This is a genomic window from Pseudomonas sp. AN-1, from assembly GCF_034057115.1.
In the GTDB taxonomy this organism is placed as follows: Bacteria; Pseudomonadota; Gammaproteobacteria; order Pseudomonadales; family Pseudomonadaceae; genus Geopseudomonas.
Genome location: NZ_CP139195.1, coordinates 3,196,679 through 3,221,297, shown reverse-complemented (window position 1 = coordinate 3,221,297; position 24,619 = coordinate 3,196,679). Strand labels below are relative to the sequence as shown.

The following is a 24,619-nucleotide window of genomic DNA, read 5'->3' as shown; positions in this document are numbered from 1 at the left end:
CCAGAGGATCAGGTGAACAGACGGGCCGCGCCGTCACGCAAACGGATGGCCAGCGAGCGGGAGGGCAGTGCCGCCGCTGATGAGCAGCCCCCACGGCGTGGCCGACCGCGGATCACGCTTGTAGACGACCGCGTGACCCGCGGCCACGACCGCCACCGCGATCGAGGCCAGGGAGGCTGCCCATGCCAGGCCGATGGGATCGGACACGGCAGCCTCTCCCAACATTAAGACGCGTCGCTCGCCGACTTCTTCTTGCGAGAGCCCTTACCCGCGTCGCCATGCGGCGCCTCGGCCGCCTTCGCGGCATCCGGCTGCTCTGGCTCGGCCGGAGTCTGCGGTGACTCATGGCGTTCGAACACCACGCGTTCGGCCTTGTCGTCCCAGCGTGCGCTGGCGTGATCGCCCTTGCCGATTCCGCCGCCGAGCATCTCGCGTGCCAGCGCGGTTTCCAGCTCGCTGCGGATCAGGCGCTTGAGTTCACGCGCACCGAACTCCGGCTTGTAGCCTTCTTCCGCGAAATGGTCGATCAAAGTCTGATCGAAGGTGAGCGTCACGCCCTGACTGGCGGCGCTGCGCGCCACGCGATCGAGCTGCAGGCCAACGATGTGGCGGATCTCCTCCTTGCCCAGCGCATGGAAGACGATGATCTCGTCGATGCGGTTGAGGAACTCGGGCCGGAAGTGGCCGCGCAGCACGTCCATCACCTCGGCCTTGGTCTTTTCGTACTCCTCGCCGGCCGCCCCGCGCGCCTTCAGCCGTCGCTGGATGATGTCCGAACCCAGGTTGGACGTGGCGATGATGATGGTGTTGGTGAAATCCACCACCCGGCCCTTGCCGTCGGTGAGGCGGCCGTCATCGAACACCTGCAGCAGGATGTTGTAGACGTCGGGGTGTGCCTTCTCGATCTCGTCGAGCAGCAGCACACTGTAGGGCTTGCGCCGCACCTTCTCGGTGAGCTGACCGCCTTCGTCGTAACCGACATAGCCCGGAGGCGCGCCCACCAGCCGCGCCACGGTGTGGCGTTCACCATATTCCGACATGTCGATGCGCAACAGGGCGTGCTCATCGCCGTAGATCGATTCGGCCAATGCCTTGGCGAGCTCGGTCTTGCCCACCCCGGTCGGGCCCAGGAACAGGAAGGTAGCCACCGGTTTGCTGCCTTCGCGCAGGCCGGCGCGAGACAGCCGCACGGCATCGGCCACGGCACGGACCGCCTCGTCTTGTCCCACCAGGCGCTCGTGCAGCCGTTGTTCCAGGTGCAGCAGCTTTTCGCGCTCTTCCACCGTCAACTCGTTGACCGGGATGCCGGTCAGGCGCGAAACGATCTGGGCCACGTGTTCCGCCTTGACTTCGGCACTGCCGGAGGCCCGCTCCCGCTCCCAGTCCTCGATCAGCTTCTTGAGCTCGGCCTCCTTGGCCTCGATGCGCTTGCCGAGCTCGGCGGCCTTGTCGTACTGCTTGCGCGCGGCCACGTAATCCTGTTCACGCCGCAGCTGGTGCAGTTCGGACTCCAGCTCCTGCACGGCCACCGGCCGGGCCGTGGCCGACAGCTTCACGCGCGCGGCCGCCTGGTCGAGCAGGTCGATGGCCTTGTCGGGCAGGAAGCGGGCGGTGATGTAGCGGTCGGACAACTCAGCCGCCGCGATGATCGCGTCCTCGGAGATGCTGACCTTGTGGTGCGCCTCGAAGGTGTCGCGCAGGCCGCGCAGAATCATGATGGTCTGCGCTACCGTCGGCTCGGGCACCGTCACCGGCTGGAAGCGCCGCTCCAGCGCGGCATCCTTCTCGATGTACTTCTGGTACTCATTGAGCGTGGTGGCGCCGATCAGGTTGAGTTCGCCGCGCGCCATCATCGGCTTGAACACGTTTGCCACGTCCAGCCCGCCTTCGCCACCACCCTGGCCGGCACCGACGATGGTGTGCACCTCGTCGATGAACAGAATCAGCTCACCCTGGTGCTCGGAGATTTCCTTCAGCACCTTCTGCACGCGCTCCTCGAACTCGCCCCGGTACTTGGCGCCAGCCACCATTGCGTTGATGTTGAGTTCCACCAGGCGCTTGTCGCGCAACGTCTCGGGCACTTCGCCCGCCACCATGCGCTGCGCCAGCCCCTCGACGATGGCGGTCTTGCCCACGCCCGGCTCGCCGATCAGCACCGGGTTGTTCTTCTTGCGCCGGGCCAGCACCTCGATGGTGGTCTCGATCTCCTGCGCGCGGCCGATCACCGGGTCGAGCTTGCCGTCGCGCGCCATCTTGGTCAGGTCGCGCGAGTACTTGTCGAGTTCTGGCGTGTTGGTCGGCGTCTCGGCGCGGCCATCCTCGGCGCCTTTGCCGACCACCTTGCTGACCTGTTGGCGCAGCGCCTGCGGCGTCAGGCCGTAGCGGCGTAGCAGGTTGGCGGCCAGACCTTCGCCTTCCTCGGCCAGACCGACCAGGAAGTGCTCCGGACCGACATAGGAATGGCCGAGTTCATTGGAGGCCACGAAGGCGCGGCTGAGCGCATCCTTCACGCGGGGCGACACGCCGATCTCGCCCTCGAATGGCTTGTCTCCGCGCTTGGCCTCGGACTCGATCTGCCGCTTGAGGTCATCGACCTTGATCTTGAACTGACCCAGGATGGTCTTGACCACGTCGCTGTCGGCCAGCGCCAGCAGCAGATGTTCGGTATCCACCTCGGAGCGGCCAAATTCGGCAGCGTGTTTGGCGGCCTCCTGCAGCAGGGCTTCCGACTGTTCGCTGATGCGGCTGGCCAAACCACTGCCGCGACGGCGCGGCGCACCCGAACCTGCGGCGGCGGGCTCGCCGAACGAGGCATCGACCACGTCATCGGTATCGGCGGCAACGGGCGTCGCGTCGTCGCCGATGCGGAAGAAATCACTGCCGAGGAAGTCCTCGAACAGGCCGCTGCGCGAGCCGAACAAGGCTTCCAGCGGCGAGACGGTGCGCTTTTGCTGGCGCACCAGTTGGCGGTAATGGTCGTCACACAACAGCATGGTGCTGTGACGACCGTTGAGATTGGCTTCCACCCGCACGGTGGCGGGTTGGCCACAGACCTGGCATTGTTTTCTGGCCATGCTGATGCTCCTGAGAAAGTTGAGGCGACGAGGCATCTCGAGCCGCGACACCTCGTCTCGTACCGGGTTTTTCTTGTGACGAACGAGCCGGCGACGTCAGCTGTTGATCGGGATCGAACGTCCCTGCTTCGGCGCGCTGACCTCGCGCTTGTCGATCGTGACCGTGAGCACCCCGTTCTTGAACGATGCCTTGATCGAATCCTGGTTGGCGTCGTCAGGCAGGTTCAAGGCGCGCTGAAAGCTGCCGTAGGAGCGCTCCACACGGTGGAAGCCACCTTCCTTCTTCTCCTGTTCCTGGCGCTTCTCGCCACGCACCACCAGCACGTCGTTGTCGAGGGTGATCTGGATGTCCTTTTCCTCGACACCGGGCACTTCCAGGGCAATCTTGTACTGCTTGTCGGTTTCCTGGATATCCAGGGCCGGCTTCAGCATGCCCGACCAATCGGATGGCAGCCGCGGCATGGCCAGCGCCGGAAAACCGAAGCCCCGGAATGCGTCATCGAACAGCCGGTCGATCTCGCGATGCAGTTGCAGGATCGGGCTGACTGGCCCGCTCGCCGCTGGCAGGTCATTGCGCTGCACCGGCAGGGAAGAGGCGGTCTGCTGCTCTTGCTGCTCGTTCTTGAACCAGTTCCAGGGAGCCAACTTCTTGAAATCGATGTCCATGTCATACCTCCAGAAAAATTGAAAAACGAGTTACTCAAGCCTTTGCCTGCTGCGACGGGCAGTGCGCCCAGGCGACACGGGCTGCTCGGATGACTTCTGCTGTTCACGCTTGCGCATCACCTCCTTCTTTGCTCCGGCTCGGGTCTGATCATTGATCCACTGATCGATTTCACTTTGACGAAACCGCCACGTCCCGCCCACCTTGAAAGCCGGAATTTCCCCGTGCGCGCGAGCCGATAAAGCGTCCGCTTGCCGACTTTCAAGTACGCAGCCAATTCATCGAGCGTGAAAATCACCTGTAGGTGCGCTTTCATCTCACCCTCTCCAATCGCGTCGCTTTGCGGTTCCGGCCAAGGAAATCCTTACAAGACTTTGCAAGATATTGCGCTTACCAGGACAAACATTAAGAGTCAATGTACAGCGATCTCCCGCCCCATTGATGCAGGTCAACTGCTCAGGCAAGGCGCAGCGGGGCGGCCTGATCAGGCCATGGACAGCGCCTGGCTCGTCAGCCTGCGTGTGCCACAGGCGCCTCGATCAAACACCGATCCTCACGTTGTAGCCGAGTGCCCGCAGCCCCTTGCTCGTCTGCATGTTCCTTGGCGGAAACTCGTCTGGGCGCGCCCAGCCGACGATTTCCCCGAGGCTGCTCAGGCCAACGTGCGGAATTGCCCAGTCGTCGCTGCGGATCGCGTTCCAGAGTCGGGCCGAAACACTTCCGTTGCCCCAGACAACGTAGTTCAACAGTATCCGTCCGGCCAACACACCTTCCCGACACCGCCGCCGAAGGCCCTTGCGGATCTCCGGCGGGAAGTCGAAGAACGGCGTGATCCGAGCCCAGTTGCGCCGCCAGGACTGGCCAATCGGTAGGTAGTCGTCATCCCACTTGGCCTCGAACTCGCCAAGGCGCAGTTCAGCCTCGTCCGCCGTGCTGGATTGGTAAATCCGCTTCAGGTCAGCCGCTACCTCGGCGCGCCGTTTCCAGGACACGTAGTTCAGACTGTGCCTGACCATGTGCACGATGCACAGTTGCACGCTGGTGTGCGGGAATACCGCCTCAATAGCCTCGGGGAAGCCCTTCAGGCCATCCACGCAGGCAACGAAGATGTCCTGCACGCCACGGTTGCGCAACTCGGTCACTACTTGCAACCAGAACTTGGCTCCCTCGCTCTGGGCGATCCACAGGCCGAGGATTTCCTTCTCGCCAGCCAGGTTGATGCCCAGCGCTAGGTAAACCGCCTTCACCCGCACGGCACCCTCGCGCACCTTGGTGTGGATGCAGTCGAGGTAGACGATGGGATAGACCGCGTCGAGCGGGCGTGACTGCCAGGCCTTCACCTCATCGGCTACGGTGCGGATTCCACGCTGACTCGGACACCCATTCCACGCACATCCGGACAGTGATTCCACGCTGATCCGGACACTCGTTCCACGAGCATCCGGACACCGATTCCACGGCCATCCGGACACTTCCCGACAGGCAGCAACGCAGGACTTCTTCACTATCATCGGCCTCTTTTTCGAAGCGAAGAGGTCGTCGTGGAGCGTCTATCCATGCGTAAAATCCGCGAGGTGCTGCGCCTCAAGTTCGACTGCGGCCTGTCCGTCCGCAAGATCGCCCGCAGCCTGGTCATCGGCCACAGCAGTGCCGGTGACTACCTCAGTCGCTTTGCCGCCAGCGGCCTCACCTGGCCCACCACGTTGTCCGATGCGGAGCTGGAGCGTCAGCTGTTTCCACCGGCACCCGTGGTGCCCAGCGAGCAGCGGCCACTGCCCGACTGGGCATGGGTGCATGCCGAGCTGCGCCGGCCCGGCGTGACCCTGGCACTGCTCTGGCAGGAGTATCGGCTGAGCCAGCCGCAGGGCTTCCAGTACAGCTGGTTCTGCGAGCATTACCGGGCCTGGGCCGGCAAGCTGGACGTGGTGATGCGCCAGGAACATCGCGTCGGCGAGAAGCTGTTCGTCGACTACGCCGGGCAGACGGTGCCGGTGATCGACCGCCACAGCGGCGAGATCCGTCAGGCGCAGATCTTCGTCGCGGTGCTCGGCGCATCCAGCTACACCTTCGCCGAAGCCACCTGGTCGCAGCAGTTGCCGGACTGGCTGGGCTCGCACGCCCGCTGCTTCGCCTTCCTCGGCGGGGTACCGGAGATCGTGGTGCCGGACAATCTGCGCAGCGCGGTGAGCAAGGCCCATCGCTACGAGCCGGACATCAACCCCAGCTACCGCGACCTGGCCGGGCACTACGGGGTGGCGGTGGTACCGGCGCGGGCCCGCAAGCCGCGCGACAAGGCCAAGGCCGAAGTCGGCGTGCAGGTGGTGGAACGCTGGATCCTCGCCGCGCTGAGGAACCGCCAGTTCTTCTCGCTGGACGAACTCAACACGGCCATCGGCGTGCTGCTGGAGCGGCTCAACCGGCGACCGTTCAGGAAGCTGCCGGGCTCCCGACAGTCGGCCTTCGAGACCCTGGATCGCCCGGCCCTGCGCCCGCTGCCGGAGCAGCCCTACGTCTATGCCGAGTGGAAGAAGGCCCGGGTGCATATCGACTACCACGTCGAGGTCGACGGGCATTACTACTCGGTGCCCTATCAGCTGGTGAAGCAGCAACTGGAGGTGCGCCTGACGGCGCGCACCGTGGAGTGCTTCCACGGCAACCAGCGGGTCGCCAGCCATGTGCGCTCCCCGCAGAAAGGTCGGCACAGCACCCAGACCGAGCACATGCCGCGCAACCATCGCGAGCATGCCGAGTGGACGCCGCAGCGCCTGGTGCGCTGGGCGGAACAGACCGGCCCCCATACGACCGACGTGATCCGCCACATCCTCGAGCGGCGCATCCATCCGACCCACGGCTACCGGGCCTGCCTGGGCATCCTGCGCCTGGGCAAGACGCATGGCGAGGAGTGCCTGGAAGCGGCTTGCCAGCGCGCACTCGGCCTCGGCGCCTGTAGCTACAGGAACCTCGAATCGATCCTGCGCCAGGGCCTCGAGCGCCTGCCGCTGGCCCAGCCGAACCTGCCGCTGCTGCCGGACGACCACGCCAACCTGCGCGGCCCCGGCTACTACCACTGATCCCGAGGACACCCACCATGCTGCACCACCCGACCCTGGACAAGCTCCAGACCCTGCGCCTGAACGGCATGCTCAAGGCCCTGAGCGAGCAGATGAAGACCCCCGACATCGACAGCCTGAGTTTCGAGGAGCGTCTCGGCCTGCTGGTCGACCGCGAACTGACCGAGCGCGAAGACAAACGCCTGAGCAGCCGCCTGCGCCTTGCCCGGTTACGCCACTCGGCTTGCATCGAGGACATCGACTACCGCGCCCCGCGCGGGCTGGACAAGGCGCTGATCCTCCAGCTGAGCAGCGGCCAATGGCTGCGCGACGGCCTCAACCTGATCATCGGCGGCCCCACCGGTGTGGGCAAGACCTGGCTGGCCTGCGCCCTGGCGCACAAAGCCTGCCGGGACGGCTACAGCGTGCGTTACCTGCGCCTGCCGCGGCTGCTGGAGGAGCTGGGCATGTCCCACGGCGATGGGCGCTTCGCCAAGCTGATGGGCAGCTATGCCAAGACCGACCTGCTGATCCTCGATGACTGGGGCCTGGCCCCGCTCACCGCCGAGCAGCGGCGCGACATGCTGGAGCTGCTGGACGACCGCTATGGCCAGCGCTCGACGCTGGTGACCAGCCAGATGCCGGTGGAAAACTGGCACGACCTGATCGGTGATCCGACCTTGGCCGACGCCATCCTCGACCGCCTGGTGCACAACGCCTATCGGATCCAGCTCAAGGGCGAATCGATGCGCAAGCAGACGAGGAAATTGACGCCGCCAGGCAGCTCGGACTAACAATGCCACCCCTGCGTCGCTGCGCTCCGACTGCCTGTCCGAATGAGCGTGGAACAGGTGTCCGGATCAGCGTGGGCTGAGTGTCCGAATGGCGTGGAATCCGCACGCTGGGAGCATCCTTGAAGTGGAGCAGTCCCCGAATCTCGGCGTGTGTCATGTCCAGCATGCGGCAACGGCGAATGAAGGACAGCCTTTCGACATGCGCTTTGCTGTAGATGCGAAAGTTGCCGTCGCTCCGGGCGGGCGAAGCGAGTAGCCCCTCCCGCTCGTAGTAGCGGATGGTTTCGACCTGGGTGCTTCTACTCGAACACCGATCACCTATCACGTCAGGCAGAAGTTTCCCATGCCGCGCGCGGGATCGCATGGTGGCGTCACACATACGGGCTGAGAAAGGTAAAACTAGATATTGACATATATCGAACTCACGAATAGTCTCAACTCGAAGCCACCCCACGTGCCTCAGGATGTGCCCAAATGCAGAAGTACAGCGATACTCGTTCGAACTACGCCCCCTCCCCCCGACAGCAGCTCCGGGATGTTGGTGAGGGTTTGCCGCTGGCGGGGGAATATCTACGTCAGCCTCAACGAAGCGCCTCTCGGGTTGTTCTGATCCCGTGGAGCCGCATCGATTTAACTTAATGCATCGATATTTCTAGATATGCAGGTAAGCGAAATGATACAGTCCGCGCTCTTCACAACCGTACAACTGGGGCCCTACAGCCTCAAGAACCGAATCGTTTTGCCACCGCTGACCCGTTCGCGTAGCTCCCAGCCTGGCAACATTCCGAACGATCTCATGGCCACCTATTACCGCCAGCGTACTGGCGCGGGATTCATGGTGACCGAAGGCACCCAGATCGAGCCTCGTGGACAGGGCTACGCCTGGACTCCTGGTATTCACAGCACCGAGCAGATTGAAGGCTGGCGCAAAATCACCGACGCCGTTCACGCCGAAGGGGGTGTGATCTTTGCTCAACTTTGGCATGTCGGCCGCGTGTCGCACACATCGCTGCAACCCGGTGGTGAAGCGCCCGTCGCGCCATCAGCCATCCGCGCGGACAACGTCAAGGTGTTCATCGAAACGGGCCCCGGCACGGGTGCACTGGCCGACCCATCGACCCCACGAGCCCTGTCCACCAAGGAGGTGAAGGAACTGGTTGAGCTCTACGCCCAAGCAGCCCGAAATGCTTTGGACGCAGGTTTTGACGGGGTGGAGCTTCACTGCGCGAACGGGTACCTGGTAAACCAGTTCATTTCGGCCCATACCAACCAGCGTGATGATGAATATGGCGGTTCGCTGCAGAACCGTCTTCGCTTCCTGCGCGAAATCACCCTCGCCGTTGCTGGTGTTGTCGGCAAGGAGCGCGTTGGCGTTCGCTTCGCCCCGCTGTTCGCGACCACAGACGAAGACCGCGTCTACCTTGGTCTGGTCGAAGAAGATCCTCATCAAACCTACATCGAGGCAGTGAAGATCCTCGAGGAAGTGGGCATTGCCTACCTGTCGCTCGCCGAAGCCGATTGGGAAAACGCACCCGAGTTGCCTGAGACGTTCCGGGAAGCTGTTCGTAAGACCTTCAGCGGCAAGATTATCTATGCCGGCAAGTACACCGCTGAACGAGGAAATCGCGTGATAAAAGCTGGCTGGGGCGACCTGATCGCTTTTGGCCGCCCCTTCATTGCGAACCCCGACCTGCCCGCTCGTATCGCCAACAACTGGCCGCTTAACCCAGTTGATCCAAGCAGCATGTACGGCGGTACCGATAAGGGCTACACCGACTACCCGACTTATAAATCCTAAACGCTCAGAGCCACGCCCCATAACTCAGGGGCGTGGCTCAGCGTTTGCTGACCGAGGAAGTTAAGCATGTACCAACCGAGCACGATCCCCTACCAAGAGCATAGGGGATTCAAACGAACCTTCAGGCAGGGTCATCTAAGCCTTGGGCTGTTCTTTCCCCTGGAGGCTTTCGAAGGTGATACACCGAGCATGCTAGATCAGGTCGCGCTGGCCAAACGTGCAGAGGCACTTGGTTTTTCGGCGCTCTGGTTTCGCGACGTCCCACTCAGGGACCCAAGCTTCGGCGATGTCGGCCAGGTTTTCGACCCCTGGGTGTATCTGGGCTACATGGCAGCCCATACAACAAAAATCGCACTAGGTACCGCCTCCATCGCCCTTACTTTGCGTAATCCCTTGCACACGGCAAAGGCCGCGGCGAGCGTCGATCAGTTGAGCGACGGCCGCTTGCTTCTAGGGGTGGCTTCGGGCGACCGTCCGGTGGAGTTCCCCGCATTCAACGTTAATCCCGAAAAGCGTGCCGAGGTCTTTCGAGAACGCTGCGAAGTGATACGCCAGACCCATAGCACCTACTTCGAGCCCATTCGCTGGAATGGCGGTGAATTGCTGGGGGCTGACCTCATCCCCAAGCCCACGACTCGTCAAATCCCACTTTTCGTGACCGGCCACAGTCGCCAGTCGTTGGATTGGATCGCGCGCGAAAGCCACGGATGGATCAACTATCCACGTCCTCCGAAAATACAGCGGATGATCGTGGATGACTGGAGACAACAGGTCATGACCGAGTGCGGCCCGGTCTACAAGCCGTTCATACAGTCGCTTTACATCGACCTCGATGCACGCCCGTCCACACCACCCTCCCCCATTCACCTAGGATTTCGCCTGGGGCGTGACCACCTGCGAACCTTGCTGGAGAAGCTCCAGGAAATCGGCGTTGACCATGTCATCCTTAACCTGAAGTATGGCAAACGCTCAGCAGTCGACGTTATCGAAGAGCTCGGCACGCACATCGTTCCGCACTTCGGCGCACAGGTGTCTGGCAAACTGAGCTGACAGGGCAATGGGACTGCAATCAGGAATCATCTTGCCTCGCGACAAACGGACCGCAGAGGTCACGTCGATGCCTTCCAATTTTCCGTGCGAACGAGGAAGATATCGTAATATCGCGAAAAATAGGTATCGAAAACCTTATGAACATTGACATCAACGAAGCCCTGAAAGCCTTGGCGAACCCGATGCGCCTTGACATCCTCAATTGGCTCAAGGATCCCAGGACGAACTTTCCCGAGCAGGAAGTCGACCCGGAAACAGTAGGCGTGTGCGTCAGCATCATCCAGGAGCGCACCGGCCTTTCGCAGTCCACTACATCGCTTTACCTCACATCCCTGCAGCGCGCGCACCTGGTAACCTCGCAGCGGATAGGCCCTTGGACCTATTACAAACGCCACGACGAAAATATCGATGCCTTTTTCAAAGTGCTGCAAGAAAAGATCTAGGTTCTGTACGAAAAGTACTGCCGTAGGCACCGCAGCGTGCAAGCCAGCGTGACCATTGCGGCAAAGCTTCTTGCCAGCTTGTCGTAGCGAGTGCCGATCCTGCGGCTCTCCTTCAGCCAGCCGAACATCCGCTCGATGATGTTGCGCTGCCGGTATTTCGGGCGGTCGAACAGCCGTGGTAGTCCCGGTTTGGGCTTGCGCTTCATGGTTCTCAGCGGAGTCACAGGCTGTATCCGGTAACGGTCGCAGTACTGGCGCAAGTGCTCGGCATCGTAGCCCTTGTCTGCCAGCAACCAGCGGCAGCGCTTGCGAGGCCGGCCTTGCTTTCCGGGGATGCGAACCTGATCCAGGAGTGCCTGAGCATTCGAGATGTCGCTGGCCTGACCCGGCGACAGCAAAAAGCGCAGTGTAGTGGTCATCCTCGGCGAGAGCAGCCGAGAGACCTTACAGGGGTTACCGGACGTTCCGACTGCGCCGTGCGAGGAGCTGGATGTACGGCGGCGCGAGTCTCCAGAGCAGAAAACTGGCTACTCAGCCACGTGTGAAGCTGAGAAACCGCAGGGCTGATCTGCTTGCGATGCGGGCACACCAGACTCAACGGTGACGCTTCGCCAGGATAATCCGGCAGCAGCACAAGCAGACGCTCTGCGGCGATATCTGCACTGACATCCAGCCAGGATTTGTAGGCGATACCTTCACCCTCCAATGACCAGCGCCGCACGACATCAGCGTCATCGCTGAACAACGGTCCCGAAACCTGCACGGTTTGCCCGCCCAGGTTCCACTTGTCGTAGACCCGGCCATTTTGCAGATAGAGCAGGCAGGAATGCTTGCTCAAGTCATCCGGTGTTTGGGGAGAACCGCAGCGTTGCACATACTCCGGCGAGGCAACCAGCACCCGCTGGTTCCGAGGTGCAAGCGGCAGTGCCACGTAGTTGGCGTCTTCATTTGGACCGTAGCGAATCGCCACGTCCACCGGGTCGCGAAACAGATTGGCCATCTGGTCCGACAGGAAAAAACGCAACGTCAATTCAGGATGCTGACGGCGGAACAGCGTCAGCCACGGCAGCAGTATGTTGCGCCCCAGATCGGACGGCGCTGTCACTTGCAGCACGCCCCGCAGCGTGGTGTTCTCACCCCGCAGGTTTTCCTTGCCTTGCTGCAGGGTCTCTAGCACTGAGTGGGCGGTGGGCAGATATTGCTCGCCCTCGGCAGTCAATCGCAGGCTGCGCGTCGTACGGGCGAATAGGCGCACGTCCAGTTCGCGTTCCAGACGTTTGATGGCGGCAGCGACCTGACCAGGCAGCAGATCAGCCTCCAGCGCCGCTGCGGTGAAACTGCCCAGCGCGGCGCTGCGGATGAATAAACCAAGATCATCGATGCGGATCATTTTCACTCCTGAAGTGAAAGTGTTGGCGCATTCTGCTTGTTTTTCTTTGTCCATGGGAAGTCGAAGATTGCCGCAAGTGAATGCATCAACCCTTCGACAGCGAGTCTCCATGAAAGCCATCAGCTTTACCCAGCACGCGTTGCCCATCGACAACCCACAAGCATTGATCGACATCAGTCTCCCGCGGCCCACGCCTGGCCCTCGGGATCTGCTGGTCGAAGTTCGCGCGGTATCAGTGAATCCGGTGGATACCAAGGTGCGCGCCGGAACTTTCACAAAAGAACCGAAAATCCTCGGCTGGGACGCCACAGGCATTGTCCGCGAGGTCGGCGCTGAAGTGACGCTGTTTCAGCCGGGCGATGAAGTGTTCTATGCCGGCTCGATTGCCCGCACCGGCAGCTACAGCGAATTCCATTTGGTCGATGAGCGGATCGTCGGGCACAAGCCTCATTCATTGAGTGCCGCCGATGCGGCAGCGTTGCCATTGACCTCGATCACGGCCTGGGAATTGTTGTTTGACCGGCTCGGTGTCGTCGAGGGTACGGGGGAGGGCAAGTGCCTGTTGATCACTGGAGCGGCTGGCGGCGTCGGTTCGATGCTGGTGCAACTGGCCCGAAAGTTGACCCGCCTTACCGTCATTGGTACCGCCTCACGCCAGGAAACCGCTGATTGGGTGCGGCAGTTGGGCGCGCATCACGTGATCGATCACAGCCAGCCACTGCTCGCACAGTTGCAAGCGCTCGGTGTGCCGGAGATCGACTATGTCGCCAGCCTAACCCACACCGAACAACACTTTGCACAACTGATCGACGTGCTCAAGCCACAGGGGCGTCTGGGTGTGATTGACGATCCCGAAACCCTCGATGTGATGCCGCTCAAGCGAAAGTCGCTGTCATTGCATTGGGAGCTGATGTTCACCCGCTCGCTGTACGAAACCCCGGACATGATTAATCAGTATCACCTGCTCAATCGGGTCAGCGCTCTGATTGACCAAGGTGTTCTGCAAACTACCGTGGGCGAGCACTTTGGTGCGATCAATGCGGCAAACATGCGTCGTGCCCATGCGCTGATCGAGAGCGGCAAGGCCCGGGGCAAGATCGTTCTCGAAGGTTTCTGATTTCACTCATCAGACGGGCTCGCCTGCGGGCCCGTTGAACCGCCTGCGGCATCACTTGCCGTTTTTTATGTTGGAGAGTTGACGATGAATACGTCCAGTAACGTGTTGGTATCAATTGCCGTGCTCAAGGCCAAGGCAGGCAAAGAACAGGCATTGAAAGAAGAATTGCTGACGCTGATAGAGCCGACCCGCGCAGAGCCGGGCAATCTCGATTATGTGTTGTTCGAGCAGCGTGACGAGCAGGGCACTTTCTACATGCGCGAGGCTTTCAGGGATCAGGCGGCGCTGGATGCGCATTTTTCGATGCCTTACTTTCAGCGATTTGCCGCCACGGCAGATGATCTGCTGCAAGAGCCGTTGCAACTGATATTCCTTGAACAGGTATCGGCCTGATCACCAAGCGGCCAACATCAATTGAGCTGATCCAACTCCAGCTGTAACTCAGCCGCAAGGAAAACGTTGCGAGTCCCGAAATGCGTCAGTCAGATGATCGAACACTAGGCGCACTCGACGTGGTACGGGCCCCTGCTGTGGGCGGTAGATGAACAAGTCCCAGGGTGGCGGGGCAAGGTCGTCCAGCACCCTTATCAACCTGCCGCTGCGGACGAAGGGGCTGGCCAGGTAGGACGGGATCTGGCCAAAGCACGCGCCGGACAGAATTGCCTCCAACTCGGTATCGGCGTCGTCGCAGATCAGCACCGGTTGCCGGGGGCTGAAGCTCTGGCCGTCGGCAAACAGCCACGGCCAGGGTCTGCCATTGCGTTGGTCGATCAACGCCGACACCGGACAGGCGTCCAGCGCCTGAGTCGAGCGCGGCACGCCGGTCCGGTTGATCAGTTCCGGGCTGGCAACCACATGCATGGGAACTGGTGCCAGTGCCTTCGCAACGTAGCGACGGTCGCGTATCAAGCCAACCCGGATACCGATGTCGATCTGAGCCTCCACCGAGTCAGTCATCTGGTCTTCCAACCGCAAGTGGAACTGCAGGTTCGGATGAGCCGCCATCAGCGGCTGCAGAAACGGAATCAGGTAGTGTCGGCCAATGGTTTGCGGTGCGGTGATCCCGATACGGCCTGAAAGCTCGGGTTCACTGCGGTGTGAGCGAAACAGTGCATCGAAGTGCTCGAGGGCCGAGCGGGCTTCCTGCGCATAGCCCTGGCCAAAGGCGGTGATGTGCACCTGCCGGGTATTGCGGTGGAACAGCGGCTCGCCCAACTCAGCTTCCAGCGCCTGAACGGCGCGCGTGACCCCCTGCGGAGAAATGCCCAACCGTGTGGCGGCTTCGCGAAAACTGCCGGACTCGGCTGCGGCGCAAAAGATCCTGACCATCTCCATGCGATTGAGCATGGGTTACCCCTTCTATTCCTGAATTAGGAATAGCTTAATCCAAAAATTTCCATTTATTGAGATTCGCTGTGGATCTACTGTGCTCGCAGGCTAGGAACATCTCCCGGTGCCATCCAGCCTGTCACGATGAGGTTCGCAACATGAGCAACAACATTTCCGGAAAAGTGGTGATCATCACTGGAGCCAGCAGCGGTTTGGGCGAAGCCACGGCCCGCCATCTGGCGGCCCTCGGGGCTCGGGTCGTCCTGGCGGCGCGTCGCAAGGACAAACTGGATGCCTTGGTAACGGAGCTGGTGGCCGCAGGTGGCCAGGCGGTTGCCTACCAGACCGATGTCACCTCCCAGGATGATATCAAGGCGCTGATCCAGGGCGCGGTGGACACCTTCGGCCGCCTCGACGTGCTGGTCAACAACGCCGGTCTGATGGCTATCGCGCCCCTGAGCGAGGGGCGTGTGGACGAGTGGGACCGCATGATCGACATCAACATCAAGGGATTGCTGTATGGGGTTGCGGCCGCGCTGCCGGTGTTCCAACAGCAAAACAGCGGTCATTTCATCAATATCGCCTCGGTCGCCGGCCTGAAGGTATTCAGCCCAGGCGGTACGGTCTACAGCGGCACTAAGTTCGCAGTTCGCGCTATTTCCGAGGGGCTGCGCCATGAGGTTGGCGGTCGTATTCGGACCACCACCATCGAGCCGGGTGCCGTCGATTCCGAGCTCAAGTTCGGTAGCTCCCACCAAGCCAGCCGCGATTTCGTGGTCGACTTCTACCAGCAGGCCATTCCTGCCGAGTCGGTGGCACGCGCTATAGCCTTCGCCATCGAGCAGCCTGCCGATGTCGACATCAACGAGATCGTGCTGCGCCCGACGGTGCAGGAGTTCTAAGCCAAGCAAGGCACCTGCGGGTGGATCTCGATGTGGAGACGCGCTGCGGTGCCGGCTACGGCCCCCGGTGTCAGGATAGTTGTCGCCTGATCGGATTCACCCAAACTGAACCCCGGGGGCGGAAAGAGCCATGCAATGCCGCGTTACTCTGCTGAACGAAAAGCTGCCCTGCTGAAGAAGCTGCTGCCACCGGTCAACCTGTCCGTGGCCGAGGTCGCCCGTGTAGTGGTCTACTGATCCCGGTCGCGAATGAGGCGAATGCGCCGGTCATGGATCAGAGGGCTGGGCTGCTGACAGCGACCACAGCGAGGCAAGTCGGCCGCTCGGGGTTCGAGGGTCAGCGTGAGGGTGTTTTCGGCGGAATGGCTGCAGGCTACGACGTCGTAGCCTGGCCAGAAAGCGGCAAGATCAATAGGATGCACGATGACAGCAGGGGGCAGGCGTTGGTGTGTTTGGCGACTGCCAATTTACCTGTTTCCCTGTCTGTCAATCCACTCTTCCCCACGATCCCGCGAAGAACCTAAATTTTCGTCACCCTTCGAGCAGCCGCAGACTTTTCCCCGCGCACTTCGAAGCCCATTCAAAAGCGAGGTATCCGTAATGGCACGCATTGTCAGAATTCATGAATACGGTGACGCCAGCGTTCTGAAGCTGGAAGATCTGGACGTGCCGGCGCCGGCAGCAAACGAGGTGCAGATTTGCGTCAAAGCTATTGGCCTGAACCGTGCCGAAGTGATGTTTCGCAACCATGCGTATCTACAGGAGGCCGAGTTCCCGAGCCGCTTGGGCTATGAGGCCGCTGGCATCGTGGTCGCAGTCGGTAGCGACGTAACCGAGACAAAGGTTGGCGATGCCGTCGCTCTAATCCCTCCATTGGATATCGCTCGCTGGGGCACCTACGGCGAACTGGCCAATGTACCGGCTCATCTGGTGGTAAAGAGCCCTGAGGGCCTGTCCTTCGAAGAGGCTGCTGCGTCCTGGATGCAGTACGTCACCGCCTGGGGGGCGCTAATCGAGCAAGCAACGTTGAAACAAGGTGACTTTGTGATTATCACCGCAGCATCAAGCAGTGTCGGTCTGGCAGCCTTCCAAATGGCTCGCATGGTCGGAGCCACATCGATTGCGATCACACGAACCCGCGCGAAAAAACAGGCCCTGCTGGATGCCGGTGCGGCGCATGTAATCGTGAGCGACGAAGAGGACATCGTAGAGCGAGTGATGGCCATCACTGCCGGGCAAGGTGCTCGTGTTGTATTCGACCCAGTTGGCGGCCCCTCCTTCGAGCCCCTAACGCAAAGCATGGCCCGTGGAGGTATTTTGTTGGAGTACGGTGCACTCAGCCCAGAGCCAACGCCTTTCCCGCTGTTTACCGTGCTGGGCAAAAGCCTAACCCTGAAGGGCTATCTCTATGCAGAAATCGTGGCCGACCCAGAAGCCCTGGAGCGTGCCAAAGCTTTTATTCTCCAAGGACTGAAGTCTGGTGCACTGCGCCCGATCATCGCCAAGACATTTGCCCTTAGCGACATCCAGGAAGCCCACCGTTTCCTTGAGGCCAATCAGCAGATCGGCAAGATCGTAGTTACTGTCTGATCGGTATTTATGGGCATGAGTTTGATCCAGTCGGCCCGTAATAATGGGCACGATCCGTATGCCTATCTCAAGGATGTGCTGACACGGTTGCCGACGCAGCGGGCGAGTGAGATTGCAGAGCTGCTGCCGCATAGGTGGCATCCGGCATAGTCGCGCAAGACGGTTTGCCCGCACGCTTACGTTCAACAGCTCAAGCACCGTCCGCCCTTCGCGGGATCGTTGCCGCCAGAGCCACACGCCGAACTTTTCCACCTTGTCGTCGCCGGCCTGCGGTCAGTCAGGCAAGCCCAGGTGCTCGTTTTCCTGCTTGATCGCGTGGTCTCGGATCGCGTGCACCCGGGAAACGGCATCCACGAACTGCCACCATCTCTTAGCTTGGCGGGGTCAAGCCAGCCGGGATGCCCGGACGGTTACGCTGGTCCGCGCCCAGTTGCAGCACCAAGGTCGGCCGCAGTGATGAAGCGGGTCTTGATGCCGCACTGCGCCGCCCGATAGCGCAGTGCGATGGCCAGATGCGTCTTGCCGACTCCCAAGGGGCCTATATCGCCTTGGCACGGCTCCGGGCAGTTTCGGGGAGGCTGCACGCAGTGCGCGACAAGATGTATCGCAGCCGAACTGCGGTGTATTCTGCAATCAGCCTAGGGCCGCGCGTATCCGCTGCTTCCAGTCGAACACCCGGGCATGGTTGGCCCCAGATGAGCTTTCTTTCGGGTGATGCACAGAGTGCAAAGGCTCACAGTACTTCGCCATGGTGCCTGGCCAACGCAACGAGCCTTTCACTGTCTCCCTCAAGATCCTGTCTATGCATTTTCCTGCCTCAACACCTGCTTTGAAGCCCATGATCCGCGTTGACATGGTCTTCCGGTTGTCTGAGGTATCTATTTCTAGAAGGTAGCGTTGATCGCCGTTTTGCAGCTTGAACCTTGCCAGCAGATAGCAGCGTGATTTTTCGTGATCAATCATGTGGTAGCTGCAACGTGGAACGGGCGGCAGAGGCCTCACTTCCAGTGCTACCAGCGCAACTCCAGACTCTTGGGTGATTTGTTCAAGAATCTCTCGGAGCAGCGAGAAGCGATCTGCAAGCCGTTCATGCTCGTCCCCATCACCCTCTCCCTCACCCAATTGTTGGAATTCTCCTGACGCTATGCTGCCCTCGCTCACAGGATCAGCCACGCCGAAGAGTTGGCTTTCTCTGCTCGGGCATTGCTCGTCGTCGACCTTCTTGCCATGACCGTTGGCACGCTCCCCGTTGTAGGCGATCTTGGTGCGCAGCTGAGCATCAAACGTGACTCCCTCAACGGGCAGATGAATCAACCTCTGCTCCTTGGCAGCAGTCGGCTCTTCGTCAGCATCCACCTCCAACTCTTTCGCTCCCGATGGCACGGATACACAGCCTGTGTTCTCTCCCCTGACGGGTAACTTGAGAGCAGGGTGATGGAAAAAAATATCACCGCGATGGCTAAACCGGAGCCCCTGAAGCTTTTCGATCTCCCAGACCAGCAATTCGTTGCTTTCCGGATCAAAGGGGCCTCGCACATCCATGGTGGTACCCGCGAGGGAAGTGGGTGCCTGAAAGTCGAACTGCCACCTGGCATACGCCGACTCTTGCAGTACCCGCTCTTGCCTTTGATTGAGGCTTTGCCAGATTGACTCGAAGGATCGCCTCACATCCTGATTCAGCAGCAGCCAACTGAAATGGTCTCTGTATCCCTTGATTTTGAGAAGCTGACTTGGGGCCCCCGTCTTCGGGGGCGTATGGATATGAACAACATCGCCCTCTCTGTAGATCGTGAAGGCCATGTCCAAGCCATTCGGTGCGAAGGCTGCACGAACGATGAAGGCTGCGTGGAAGAACATTTTTCGTGCCAGCTCGAATTTCGGCAGCCAGACGGTCAGACCATCGACCTCGAACACAAAGCATCGCTGTCCAGATATCTCAGGATTTGCAGCAAGCCTTCTGGCCAGACGTGGGCACTCACCCAACTGCCTTTCCCGCCAGGTATCTATTGCAGGAAGCACCACCGTCTTCTTGAAACCACTGGGACGATAAGGAGCCCCTTCTTCGCCAAGAAACTCGCGACCAACGGCCAAGACACACGACATCTCCTGTGCGAACCGCTGCAGCTGCAGCTGACCGTTACGCTCAAAGAGAGCCGCCAACTGCCACTGGGCCGCCGGAGTCTTGGCCCTGAAAAAATTTCCAACGGCCAGCAACCTGGATCCGTTCGGGATCTGACGAAATACTGTCCTATTCAATCCATCTTCCTATCAATCGAATGAACGCAGTGGTCAGTGGTGCCACCCTGCTTTTTTCCAATCCACAACGCTTTTCCAGCTCCCAGCGCCTAGACGTTATGCCTGTCTGTACATCCTTCAGCATCGCTGCAGTCAGGCGACGGATCTGATACTCGCCGACGGACTCGGCATAGCGATCCAGGAAGGTGCAGCAAAGAGGCAATTGATCGAGACGGTGCTCGACTGATGCCCGATGGGGTAGCTGCTGCAGGAACCAGTTGCGACTCCTGCGCGGAAGGCCCAGGTCTTCTTCGCTACCTCTACCAATCCGGATCAGCAGGCGCACCAACCTTATGTCACGCGCTCGCCAGTCGATGTGGCTGTTGTTGCCCTGTCGGCGCTGCCTGACCTGGTTCGCAACCATCAGCCAGTGTCGGTCATGACGATAGAGCCAGGCGTAACATGCCCCTGCTCCGTCTTGCCTGGCTGCCTTGGCTCCACCGTGATTAGCCAGTGCTTGCAGCCAAATGGCTCGGTACTGCTGCTTTTGCTCAAACTCAGCAGGGAGCAGCTGCACTGACCGCTCGGAGGCAAGGTCGACCTGGCGAGTCTTCGCCTCGCTGATCAGCTCGCCAGCATGCTGGCCAGGGCGCAGGCTGGTCCAGACGATCAGATGCTGCAGCGCACTGAATCCCTTGCGATGCTTCCTGAACATCGCCAACAGCCAAGGTGGAGGCTCTCCGGATGTCAGCAGACCGTTCGCAGCAAGCCAATCCCTTTGATGGGATGCCAGGATCTTCTCCCAGATGACTTCAGCCCTGACCTGCCGGCCTCGCCTGGCGCCGCACTCTGTAGCCAGGTACCGGTACAGGTTGGTCCAGCGTCCGTAGCCAGGCGATTGCACCTCTTCGAGCGCCAGCAGCTGCATAGCAGCCTTGGCGAGCCTGATAGCCTCTTCGCCCACGGGACTCACGCGAAGATCACGGGGCAGAAACAGTGGAGAGGCTGTATGAAACTCGTGCCGCTGCGCTCGACGGAACGGGATAGGTGAGTTCAGGAGCTGACAGCCATGCTCGGGACAGGCATCTATCCCTTGAATCTGCCAGCTACGCCGCCAGTAGGGTTCACCGTAGCGCGCAGCCATATCTTCAAAGCAGATCGGGCAGTAACGCAGCCAATCGGGCCACTTGACCAAGGCCGTCGAGGCCCCAGACAGACCAATCGTCGGCCGGTCGGGAGCAAGCATGGCCTGAAAAAGATCGGTACGGCGCTCCGGCGGAATGAAAGGGGCATAGAGCGGGAACAGCGTGTGATTCAGGATCATGCCTTCCGCATCCAAGCCCGTGTTGTTCGCCAACGCAGTCAGGTGTGTGGGCAGATCGGTGATCGCGGCAACCTTGCTGTCACCGAAAAGCATGTGCAGCAAGGTCTTGTGGCTGCCTATCCCCAGATGTACCCGGCACCGGGCAATACCGCTGTAAAGCAGTTCGTCCGGGTAGAGCCTGGGGAAGTACATGTCAGCTCGCTCTCAGCAGAGGCCGCAGATCGAGGATCAAGCCAGCCTGCTTGAATCTGTCATAGGCCTCGCTTTCAGGCCCATCGGCATAACGTCGGCGCAGATCCTCCTCGGATAGGCACCCCCACTCCGTCCGCTTAACTCTGGAAATGCCGGGCCTCTTGGGAGCGTCCTGCGCGAGGTAGGCCGTGGCCTTGTGAATCAGGGCCGCCAGCGGGATGTCCGGATTCTCCGCCAACAATTCATCGGCCATGGGAATGGCGATGTCCCTCGGGATTTCCATACCTTCGAGCAGGGCGGCCAACCGCTTTGCCTTGTCATCAGCCGGAGGGGCCGGTGGTTTAGGTTGGGGGACGCTATCCAGAGAGCGAGTCAGGGTCAGCAACCGTCCCTCGATCTCTGGCATCAGCAGGTCGTCATATTTGGCGATCAGCTCGGGCCTACCGCTCCGCAAGGCCGCCAGCATCGGATGGACCGGTTTGAACTCGTCCTCGAAAACCCTGCGCAGCAACAGCGGCTTAATGCACTCGACACCTGTCACTATCGCCCGGATCTGCGCCAGCGCGAACAGCTTGATGACGATGTCCATGACCCCTTGGGTGAGGTCGTACATCGTAGCCTCCAGTTCATCATCCAGCGGCGCCGCATTTCGCAGCCACTGATACTTCCAAAGCCGCTTCAACAGACGCTTCCAATGCTCGTCCCGAGGCAACCTATCCCAGCGGATGCTGCCCAACCCGGAGACCCGCCGAGCAGCCCGGAACGTGCGCTGGAAGAACTTGCTGGCCCGGTGGGTGCCGACCTGAATGATCGGAACACCGATGGTGTTCACCAGCGACACGAAGAAATTGTGCATTTTTTCGGCACCACCGGAGCGTGCCTCGTTGAGGTTCTGAACCTCGTCGATGATCAGCACTCCGAGCGTGTGCAGATTGGCCACCTGGCACATGGATGCCAGCAGACGTTTGGTACCCAGCTTCTTGCGTCCGTGGCTACGGCTGTAGTGGGTACCCAGGATCTTGTCTACTTCGTTGAAGAAGCTCAGGCACAGCTCATCCAAGTCACCGTCAATTGGGCAGTCGATCTTCAGGTAGACCAGTTGGGTGATGTTGTAATCAGGGTGATGGAGAGCTTGGGGGTACATGCCCAGAATCCGCTCCAGCGTGCGCGTCTTGCCGCAACCGGAGCAGCCGAACAGCGACAGGCTGTTGGCCGTAGAGGAGACACTCTGGTACACCGCCGCATCCAGATCCTCCTCCTCGACACGGCGATAGCCATTCTGCAGGTGCGCATACCAGGCACCGCTGGCCGGATTCCGACCGATGTACCCTTGACGGATCATCAGGCTGATCTTGCTCTCCAGCTCCAAGTGATGGCTCAGCGGCTGGAAGAAGCCGTGCAACAGGCGGGCAATCGCATGTGCCCTGAGCCGACCATCCAGAAGCGCCTCCTGCGGCTCGAAACCGGGAAGCTGCTGCAATAGATCGACCACCTCCTGCAGATCAGGAATCGGAGGCAATGCGCTGATGAGCGGATTGTCCTGATACTCGGGAAGCTGCTGCTCCTGGTAACGCGCCAGGGGAATGACTCCGCGCTGGAATTCTTCAGTCATCCTCTTCCTCCTTGAATATCAGGTCACTGAGATCTGGGAAGGCATAATCTTCCTGCTTCTCGCCCCGCAGTGGGATCACCTCGGCTGGCTTTTCCTGCTGTGCTTTATCCGGTTTGAATGCTGTTTTCTGGCGTTCCTGGCGCTTTTCCTGCTGCTTGTTCTCGCGGATCTGGGTTCCCAGATCCTTCGTGGTCATACCCGTTTTGACCGGACTGGCATCCTCTGCCTGGGCAACGATGGACTCGATCTGCTTCAGAAGATTGCCTCTCTCTACCAAAGCTTCCGCCGCCGCGTTGGTATCGCTACGCCGTTCCTCTCTGGACAGCAGCCAGACATCCCAGAAGGTCATCCCCCTGAAGCGTCGACTGCGGTCGGCAAGATCGCAAACCCAGTAGTCCTTGAGACTATTGGACGGCCGCAGGTAGATGTGGTCGGCGCTACGCGGATCGTATGCGACCGTTACCCCTGTCGGCCGGCGCCCCTGGCCTCGGTGAAACCAACCCTCCCTGATTGCTTCCTGGCAGGTGTAGAAGCAGCCGAACAGCCTGATTCCCAGCTCCGAAACCGTGGCCGACTCATGGGGCAAGAGATTTATCCGCACCAGCTCCTCGGGCGCAGTACGTAACCGGCCGGTCAAGTTGGCCAAGCCCCAGTTCCACAGCATGACCGGGATGGCTGGCAGATCGCCCGGCATACCAGAGGTTCTGTCGTATTTGCTCAAGGTATGAAAGTTGTTGTGGTAGAGGATGCCGGCAATGATGATCTGGGTGAACTCGGGCAAGGTCAGACTGGCATCAAGTCTGTAGTCGTGGCCACCCCGCTTCCGGCTGGTGGTGTCCTCGACCACACCGCTGGCATAGGGCTTGAAACGCTCCTGCACCGTCCGGAAATAACGCTCGACGATCCCCTTGGCATCTCCTCGCCTGGCCGGTGCATTCTCGATGCGAACGCCGAAGGCTTGGGAAAATGCTTCCACCTTGGTGCCATTCAGTTCGCCCTTATCGGCCAGCACCACATCCGGCAAGCCTTTGACCGGCCAGTCGCTGGCATCGATCTCCACGCTATACTGGCGGCAATACTCAACCTTGTCGGCGACCGTGTTGGCCAATGCCACCATGGCACTGACCCAGGAAGGTCCCTCGAATCCGACGTACATACCAACGACCATGCGGCTGAACACGTCGATCACCATGTAAACGACAGGCCTGCCGACGATAAGGCTGCGATCATGTTCTGAAACCAGATAGATATCGGCGATGGTGGCATCGATCTGGTAGCGGTATCCGGGCCCCAGTGCCTCGGTCGTCGATGTACTGCTGAGCGGTCGGAAGTCCTTGGCAAAATCCACTGCGGACACCCTGCATGGCAAGGTGTCGGTGAAGTGATATTCGCGCCCATAGAAGTAACGGAACTGCCCCAATGTAGGCAGTTCGGAGGTCGGCAGCTCCGTCAGAACAGCACGGAGCAGATTCAGCCCGGCGGCGTAGGCATCAGGAATGGACGGATGTTTTTCCTTGAGCAAACGTTCCTCGATGACCCGGCGAAAAATGCGCTCGATGTCCGGCGTGACATTGCTCCCTTTCCCCTCCATCACCACTCTGGGCCTGCCCAGCTTGGCCTGGTTCGGCTTTCTGCGCTTGCCACGGGCGCCCGAGTTGACATAGTCCGGCAAGAGGGCATTCCTGCACATGCCTCGCTGCCAGTAGCGCCTCAGTAACCTATACACCGTCTGATTGGTGACACCATGGCGCTCCATGATGCCTCTGACAATGAGCCCTCTGGGGCGCCGCACGAAAAGCTGGGGGTCGTGCACAAAATCCGCCAGCATTCCCCAAGCTTCATCACGCTTCTGCTGATCAAGGGAACCTTCCTCAACCTCCCGTAGGACTGTTTCCTCGAAGGGATCGGCAATGCTCTCCAGCTCCCGCTCCATGATCAGACGCTCCAGCTCTACAATCGATATCGGTTCGGGCAACGCCGTGTCCGAATCGATATCGATCCAGATTGCCTGCTCGGTACCGGACCAAAGCAGGCGCTTTCGCAGTTCCCCCATCC

At 60.5% G+C, this 24,619-nt stretch carries 19 protein-coding genes and 7 pseudogenes; 10 read left to right on the top strand and 16 right to left on the bottom strand.

Features of this window, described 5'->3' with window-relative positions; translation table 11 throughout:
* Positions 1–33: 33 nt before the first annotated feature.
* From SK095_RS15180 to SK095_RS15160, 6 genes and pseudogenes are all read right to left on the bottom strand, one after another.
* Positions 34–225 (bottom strand): hypothetical protein, encoded by a 192-nt coding sequence (locus SK095_RS15180; RefSeq protein WP_023383119.1) that lies wholly within the window; start codon positions 223–225, stop codon positions 34–36.
* Entirely contained in the window at positions 225–3,074 is a 2,850-nt protein-coding gene (gene clpK, locus SK095_RS15175) for a heat shock survival AAA family ATPase ClpK (RefSeq protein WP_182816814.1), read from the bottom strand. Before clpK ends, SK095_RS15180 begins: the two co-directional genes overlap by 1 nt.
* A gap of 96 nt (positions 3,075–3,170) precedes the next feature.
* Positions 3,171–3,740: a small heat shock protein sHSP20 gene (gene hsp20, locus SK095_RS15170; RefSeq protein WP_182816816.1), complete on the bottom strand. Its 570-nt coding sequence runs from the start codon at positions 3,738–3,740 to the stop codon at positions 3,171–3,173.
* Positions 3,741–3,944: 204 nt separating this feature from the next.
* Positions 3,945–4,054 (bottom strand): annotated as a pseudogene (locus SK095_RS21780) (helix-turn-helix transcriptional regulator); the annotation flags it as partial.
* A gap of 223 nt (positions 4,055–4,277) precedes the next feature.
* Positions 4,278–4,541 carry a hypothetical protein gene (locus SK095_RS21775; RefSeq protein ID WP_414153894.1) on the bottom strand — a complete coding sequence of 88 codons (264 nt, stop codon included), beginning with the start codon at positions 4,539–4,541 and terminating at the stop codon, positions 4,278–4,280.
* Positions 4,533–5,090: pseudogene (locus SK095_RS15160) on the bottom strand (IS256-like element ISPa46 family transposase); the annotation flags it as partial. The gene SK095_RS21775 and the pseudogene SK095_RS15160, both read right to left, overlap by 9 nt.
* A gap of 204 nt (positions 5,091–5,294) precedes the next feature.
* Between SK095_RS15160 and istA the strand changes: the two are divergent.
* Together istA and istB are read left to right on the top strand one after the other, a co-directional pair.
* A complete protein-coding gene (istA, locus tag SK095_RS15155) occupies positions 5,295–6,809 on the top strand; it encodes an IS21 family transposase (protein WP_320546760.1) in 1,515 nt (504 codons plus the stop codon).
* 17 nt (positions 6,810–6,826) lie between these two features.
* On the top strand, positions 6,827–7,582 hold the full coding sequence (gene istB, locus SK095_RS15150) for an IS21-like element helper ATPase IstB (RefSeq protein ID WP_320546759.1): 756 nt from the start codon (positions 6,827–6,829) through the stop codon (positions 7,580–7,582).
* 109 nt (positions 7,583–7,691) lie between these two features.
* Here istB and SK095_RS15145 read toward each other — a convergent pair.
* Positions 7,692–7,907, bottom strand: a pseudogene (locus SK095_RS15145) (MerR family transcriptional regulator); the annotation flags it as partial.
* Between the two features lie 348 nt (positions 7,908–8,255).
* Between SK095_RS15145 and SK095_RS15140 the strand changes: the two are divergent.
* The 3 genes from SK095_RS15140 to SK095_RS15130 all read left to right on the top strand — a co-directional run bounded on the left by SK095_RS15140 (position 8,256) and on the right by SK095_RS15130 (position 10,873).
* Entirely contained in the window at positions 8,256–9,380 is a 1,125-nt protein-coding gene (locus SK095_RS15140) for an alkene reductase (RefSeq protein ID WP_320546758.1), read from the top strand.
* Positions 9,381–9,446: 66 nt separating this feature from the next.
* Positions 9,447–10,430, top strand: coding sequence for an LLM class oxidoreductase (locus SK095_RS15135; RefSeq protein ID WP_320546757.1), 984 nt, complete (start codon positions 9,447–9,449; stop codon positions 10,428–10,430).
* A 137-nt stretch (positions 10,431–10,567) separates the two neighbouring features.
* The gene (locus SK095_RS15130; RefSeq protein WP_090504762.1) at positions 10,568–10,873 is read left to right on the top strand and encodes an ArsR/SmtB family transcription factor; all 306 of its coding nucleotides are present in this window, start codon (positions 10,568–10,570) and stop codon (positions 10,871–10,873) included.
* On the opposite strand, the pseudogene SK095_RS15125 reads toward SK095_RS15130, so the two are convergent.
* Together SK095_RS15125 and SK095_RS15120 are read right to left on the bottom strand one after the other, a co-directional pair.
* Positions 10,870–11,280: pseudogene (locus SK095_RS15125) on the bottom strand (IS5 family transposase); the annotation flags it as partial. The gene SK095_RS15130 and the pseudogene SK095_RS15125 overlap by 4 nt on opposite strands.
* Before the next feature lie 8 nt (positions 11,281–11,288).
* Entirely contained in the window at positions 11,289–12,263 is a 975-nt protein-coding gene (locus SK095_RS15120) for a LysR family transcriptional regulator (RefSeq protein ID WP_320546756.1), read from the bottom strand.
* Positions 12,264–12,372: 109 nt separating this feature from the next.
* Between SK095_RS15120 and SK095_RS15115 the strand changes: the two genes are divergently transcribed.
* Entirely contained in the window at positions 12,373–13,380 is a 1,008-nt protein-coding gene (locus SK095_RS15115; RefSeq protein WP_320546755.1) for a zinc-binding alcohol dehydrogenase family protein, read from the top strand.
* An 84-nt stretch (positions 13,381–13,464) separates the two neighbouring features.
* Entirely contained in the window at positions 13,465–13,773 is a 309-nt protein-coding gene (locus tag SK095_RS15110) for a putative quinol monooxygenase (RefSeq protein WP_320546754.1), read from the top strand.
* Positions 13,774–13,821: 48 nt separating this feature from the next.
* Here SK095_RS15110 and SK095_RS15105 read toward each other — a convergent pair whose 3' ends face one another.
* A complete protein-coding gene (locus SK095_RS15105; RefSeq protein ID WP_320546753.1) occupies positions 13,822–14,727 on the bottom strand; it encodes a LysR family transcriptional regulator in 906 nt (301 codons plus the stop codon).
* A 140-nt stretch (positions 14,728–14,867) separates the two neighbouring features.
* Between SK095_RS15105 and SK095_RS15100 the strand changes: the two genes are divergently transcribed.
* The gene (locus SK095_RS15100; RefSeq protein WP_090504810.1) at positions 14,868–15,611 is read left to right on the top strand and encodes an SDR family oxidoreductase; all 744 of its coding nucleotides are present in this window, start codon (positions 14,868–14,870) and stop codon (positions 15,609–15,611) included.
* Between the two features lie 236 nt (positions 15,612–15,847).
* Here the strand turns inward: SK095_RS15100 and SK095_RS15095 are convergent.
* Positions 15,848–16,033 (bottom strand): annotated as a pseudogene (locus SK095_RS15095) (ISL3 family transposase); the annotation flags it as partial.
* Between the two features lie 178 nt (positions 16,034–16,211).
* Between SK095_RS15095 and SK095_RS15090 the strand changes: the two are divergent.
* Together SK095_RS15090 and SK095_RS15085 are read left to right on the top strand one after the other, a co-directional pair.
* A complete protein-coding gene (locus SK095_RS15090; RefSeq protein ID WP_320546752.1) occupies positions 16,212–17,201 on the top strand; it encodes a zinc-dependent alcohol dehydrogenase family protein in 990 nt (329 codons plus the stop codon).
* 15 nt (positions 17,202–17,216) lie between these two features.
* A pseudogene (locus tag SK095_RS15085) lies at positions 17,217–17,351 on the top strand (transposase domain-containing protein); the annotation flags it as partial.
* 290 nt (positions 17,352–17,641) lie between these two features.
* On the opposite strand, the pseudogene SK095_RS15080 reads toward SK095_RS15085, so the two are convergent.
* The 5 genes and pseudogenes from SK095_RS15080 to SK095_RS15060 form a co-directional block, all read right to left on the bottom strand.
* Positions 17,642–17,743: pseudogene (locus SK095_RS15080) on the bottom strand (ATP-binding protein); the annotation flags it as partial.
* A gap of 91 nt (positions 17,744–17,834) precedes the next feature.
* Complete coding sequence (locus tag SK095_RS15075; protein WP_182816818.1) at positions 17,835–19,457, bottom strand: Tn7-like element transposition protein TnsE; 1,623 nt, start codon at positions 19,455–19,457, stop codon at positions 17,835–17,837.
* A complete protein-coding gene (locus tag SK095_RS15070) occupies positions 19,450–20,952 on the bottom strand; it encodes a TnsD family Tn7-like transposition protein (protein ID WP_000273849.1) in 1,503 nt (500 codons plus the stop codon). The genes SK095_RS15075 and SK095_RS15070 overlap by 8 nt, the downstream gene beginning before the upstream one ends.
* Before the next feature lies 1 nt (position 20,953).
* Positions 20,954–22,564: an ATP-binding protein gene (locus SK095_RS15065; protein ID WP_016782883.1), complete on the bottom strand. Its 1,611-nt coding sequence runs from the start codon at positions 22,562–22,564 to the stop codon at positions 20,954–20,956.
* Positions 22,557–24,617, bottom strand: coding sequence for a Mu transposase C-terminal domain-containing protein (locus SK095_RS15060; RefSeq protein WP_182819149.1), 2,061 nt, complete (start codon positions 24,615–24,617; stop codon positions 22,557–22,559). Before SK095_RS15060 ends, SK095_RS15065 begins: the two co-directional genes overlap by 8 nt.
* Between the last annotated feature and the right edge of the window lie 2 nt (positions 24,618–24,619).

Excerpts from the sequence above, each read along its gene's own strand:
- SK095_RS15140 (WP_320546758.1), top strand. The coding sequence starts at position 8,256 with ATGATACAGTCCGCGCTCTTCACAACCGTACAACTGGGGCCCTACAGC.
- SK095_RS15115 (WP_320546755.1), top strand. The coding sequence starts at position 12,373 with ATGAAAGCCATCAGCTTTACCCAGCACGCGTTGCCCATCGACAACCCA.
- SK095_RS15120 (WP_320546756.1), bottom strand. The coding sequence starts at position 12,263 with ATGATCCGCATCGATGATCTTGGTTTATTCATCCGCAGCGCCGCGCTG.
- SK095_RS15180 (WP_023383119.1), bottom strand. The coding sequence starts at position 225 with ATGTTGGGAGAGGCTGCCGTGTCCGATCCCATCGGCCTGGCATGGGCA.
- SK095_RS15135 (WP_320546757.1), top strand. The coding sequence starts at position 9,447 with ATGTACCAACCGAGCACGATCCCCTACCAAGAGCATAGGGGATTCAAA.
- SK095_RS15130 (WP_090504762.1), top strand. The coding sequence starts at position 10,568 with ATGAACATTGACATCAACGAAGCCCTGAAAGCCTTGGCGAACCCGATG.
- SK095_RS15070 (WP_000273849.1), bottom strand. The coding sequence starts at position 20,952 with ATGTACTTCCCCAGGCTCTACCCGGACGAACTGCTTTACAGCGGTATT.
- SK095_RS15100 (WP_090504810.1), top strand. The coding sequence starts at position 14,868 with ATGAGCAACAACATTTCCGGAAAAGTGGTGATCATCACTGGAGCCAGC.
- SK095_RS15060 (WP_182819149.1), bottom strand. The coding sequence starts at position 24,617 with ATGGGGGAACTGCGAAAGCGCCTGCTTTGGTCCGGTACCGAGCAGGCA.
- istB (WP_320546759.1), top strand. The coding sequence starts at position 6,827 with ATGCTGCACCACCCGACCCTGGACAAGCTCCAGACCCTGCGCCTGAAC.
- istA (WP_320546760.1), top strand. The coding sequence starts at position 5,295 with ATGCGTAAAATCCGCGAGGTGCTGCGCCTCAAGTTCGACTGCGGCCTG.
- hsp20 (WP_182816816.1), bottom strand. The coding sequence starts at position 3,740 with ATGGACATCGATTTCAAGAAGTTGGCTCCCTGGAACTGGTTCAAGAAC.
- SK095_RS15105 (WP_320546753.1), bottom strand. The coding sequence starts at position 14,727 with ATGCTCAATCGCATGGAGATGGTCAGGATCTTTTGCGCCGCAGCCGAG.
- SK095_RS15090 (WP_320546752.1), top strand. The coding sequence starts at position 16,212 with ATGGCACGCATTGTCAGAATTCATGAATACGGTGACGCCAGCGTTCTG.
- clpK (WP_182816814.1), bottom strand. The coding sequence starts at position 3,074 with ATGGCCAGAAAACAATGCCAGGTCTGTGGCCAACCCGCCACCGTGCGG.
- SK095_RS15065 (WP_016782883.1), bottom strand. The coding sequence starts at position 22,564 with ATGACTGAAGAATTCCAGCGCGGAGTCATTCCCCTGGCGCGTTACCAG.
- SK095_RS15110 (WP_320546754.1), top strand. The coding sequence starts at position 13,465 with ATGAATACGTCCAGTAACGTGTTGGTATCAATTGCCGTGCTCAAGGCC.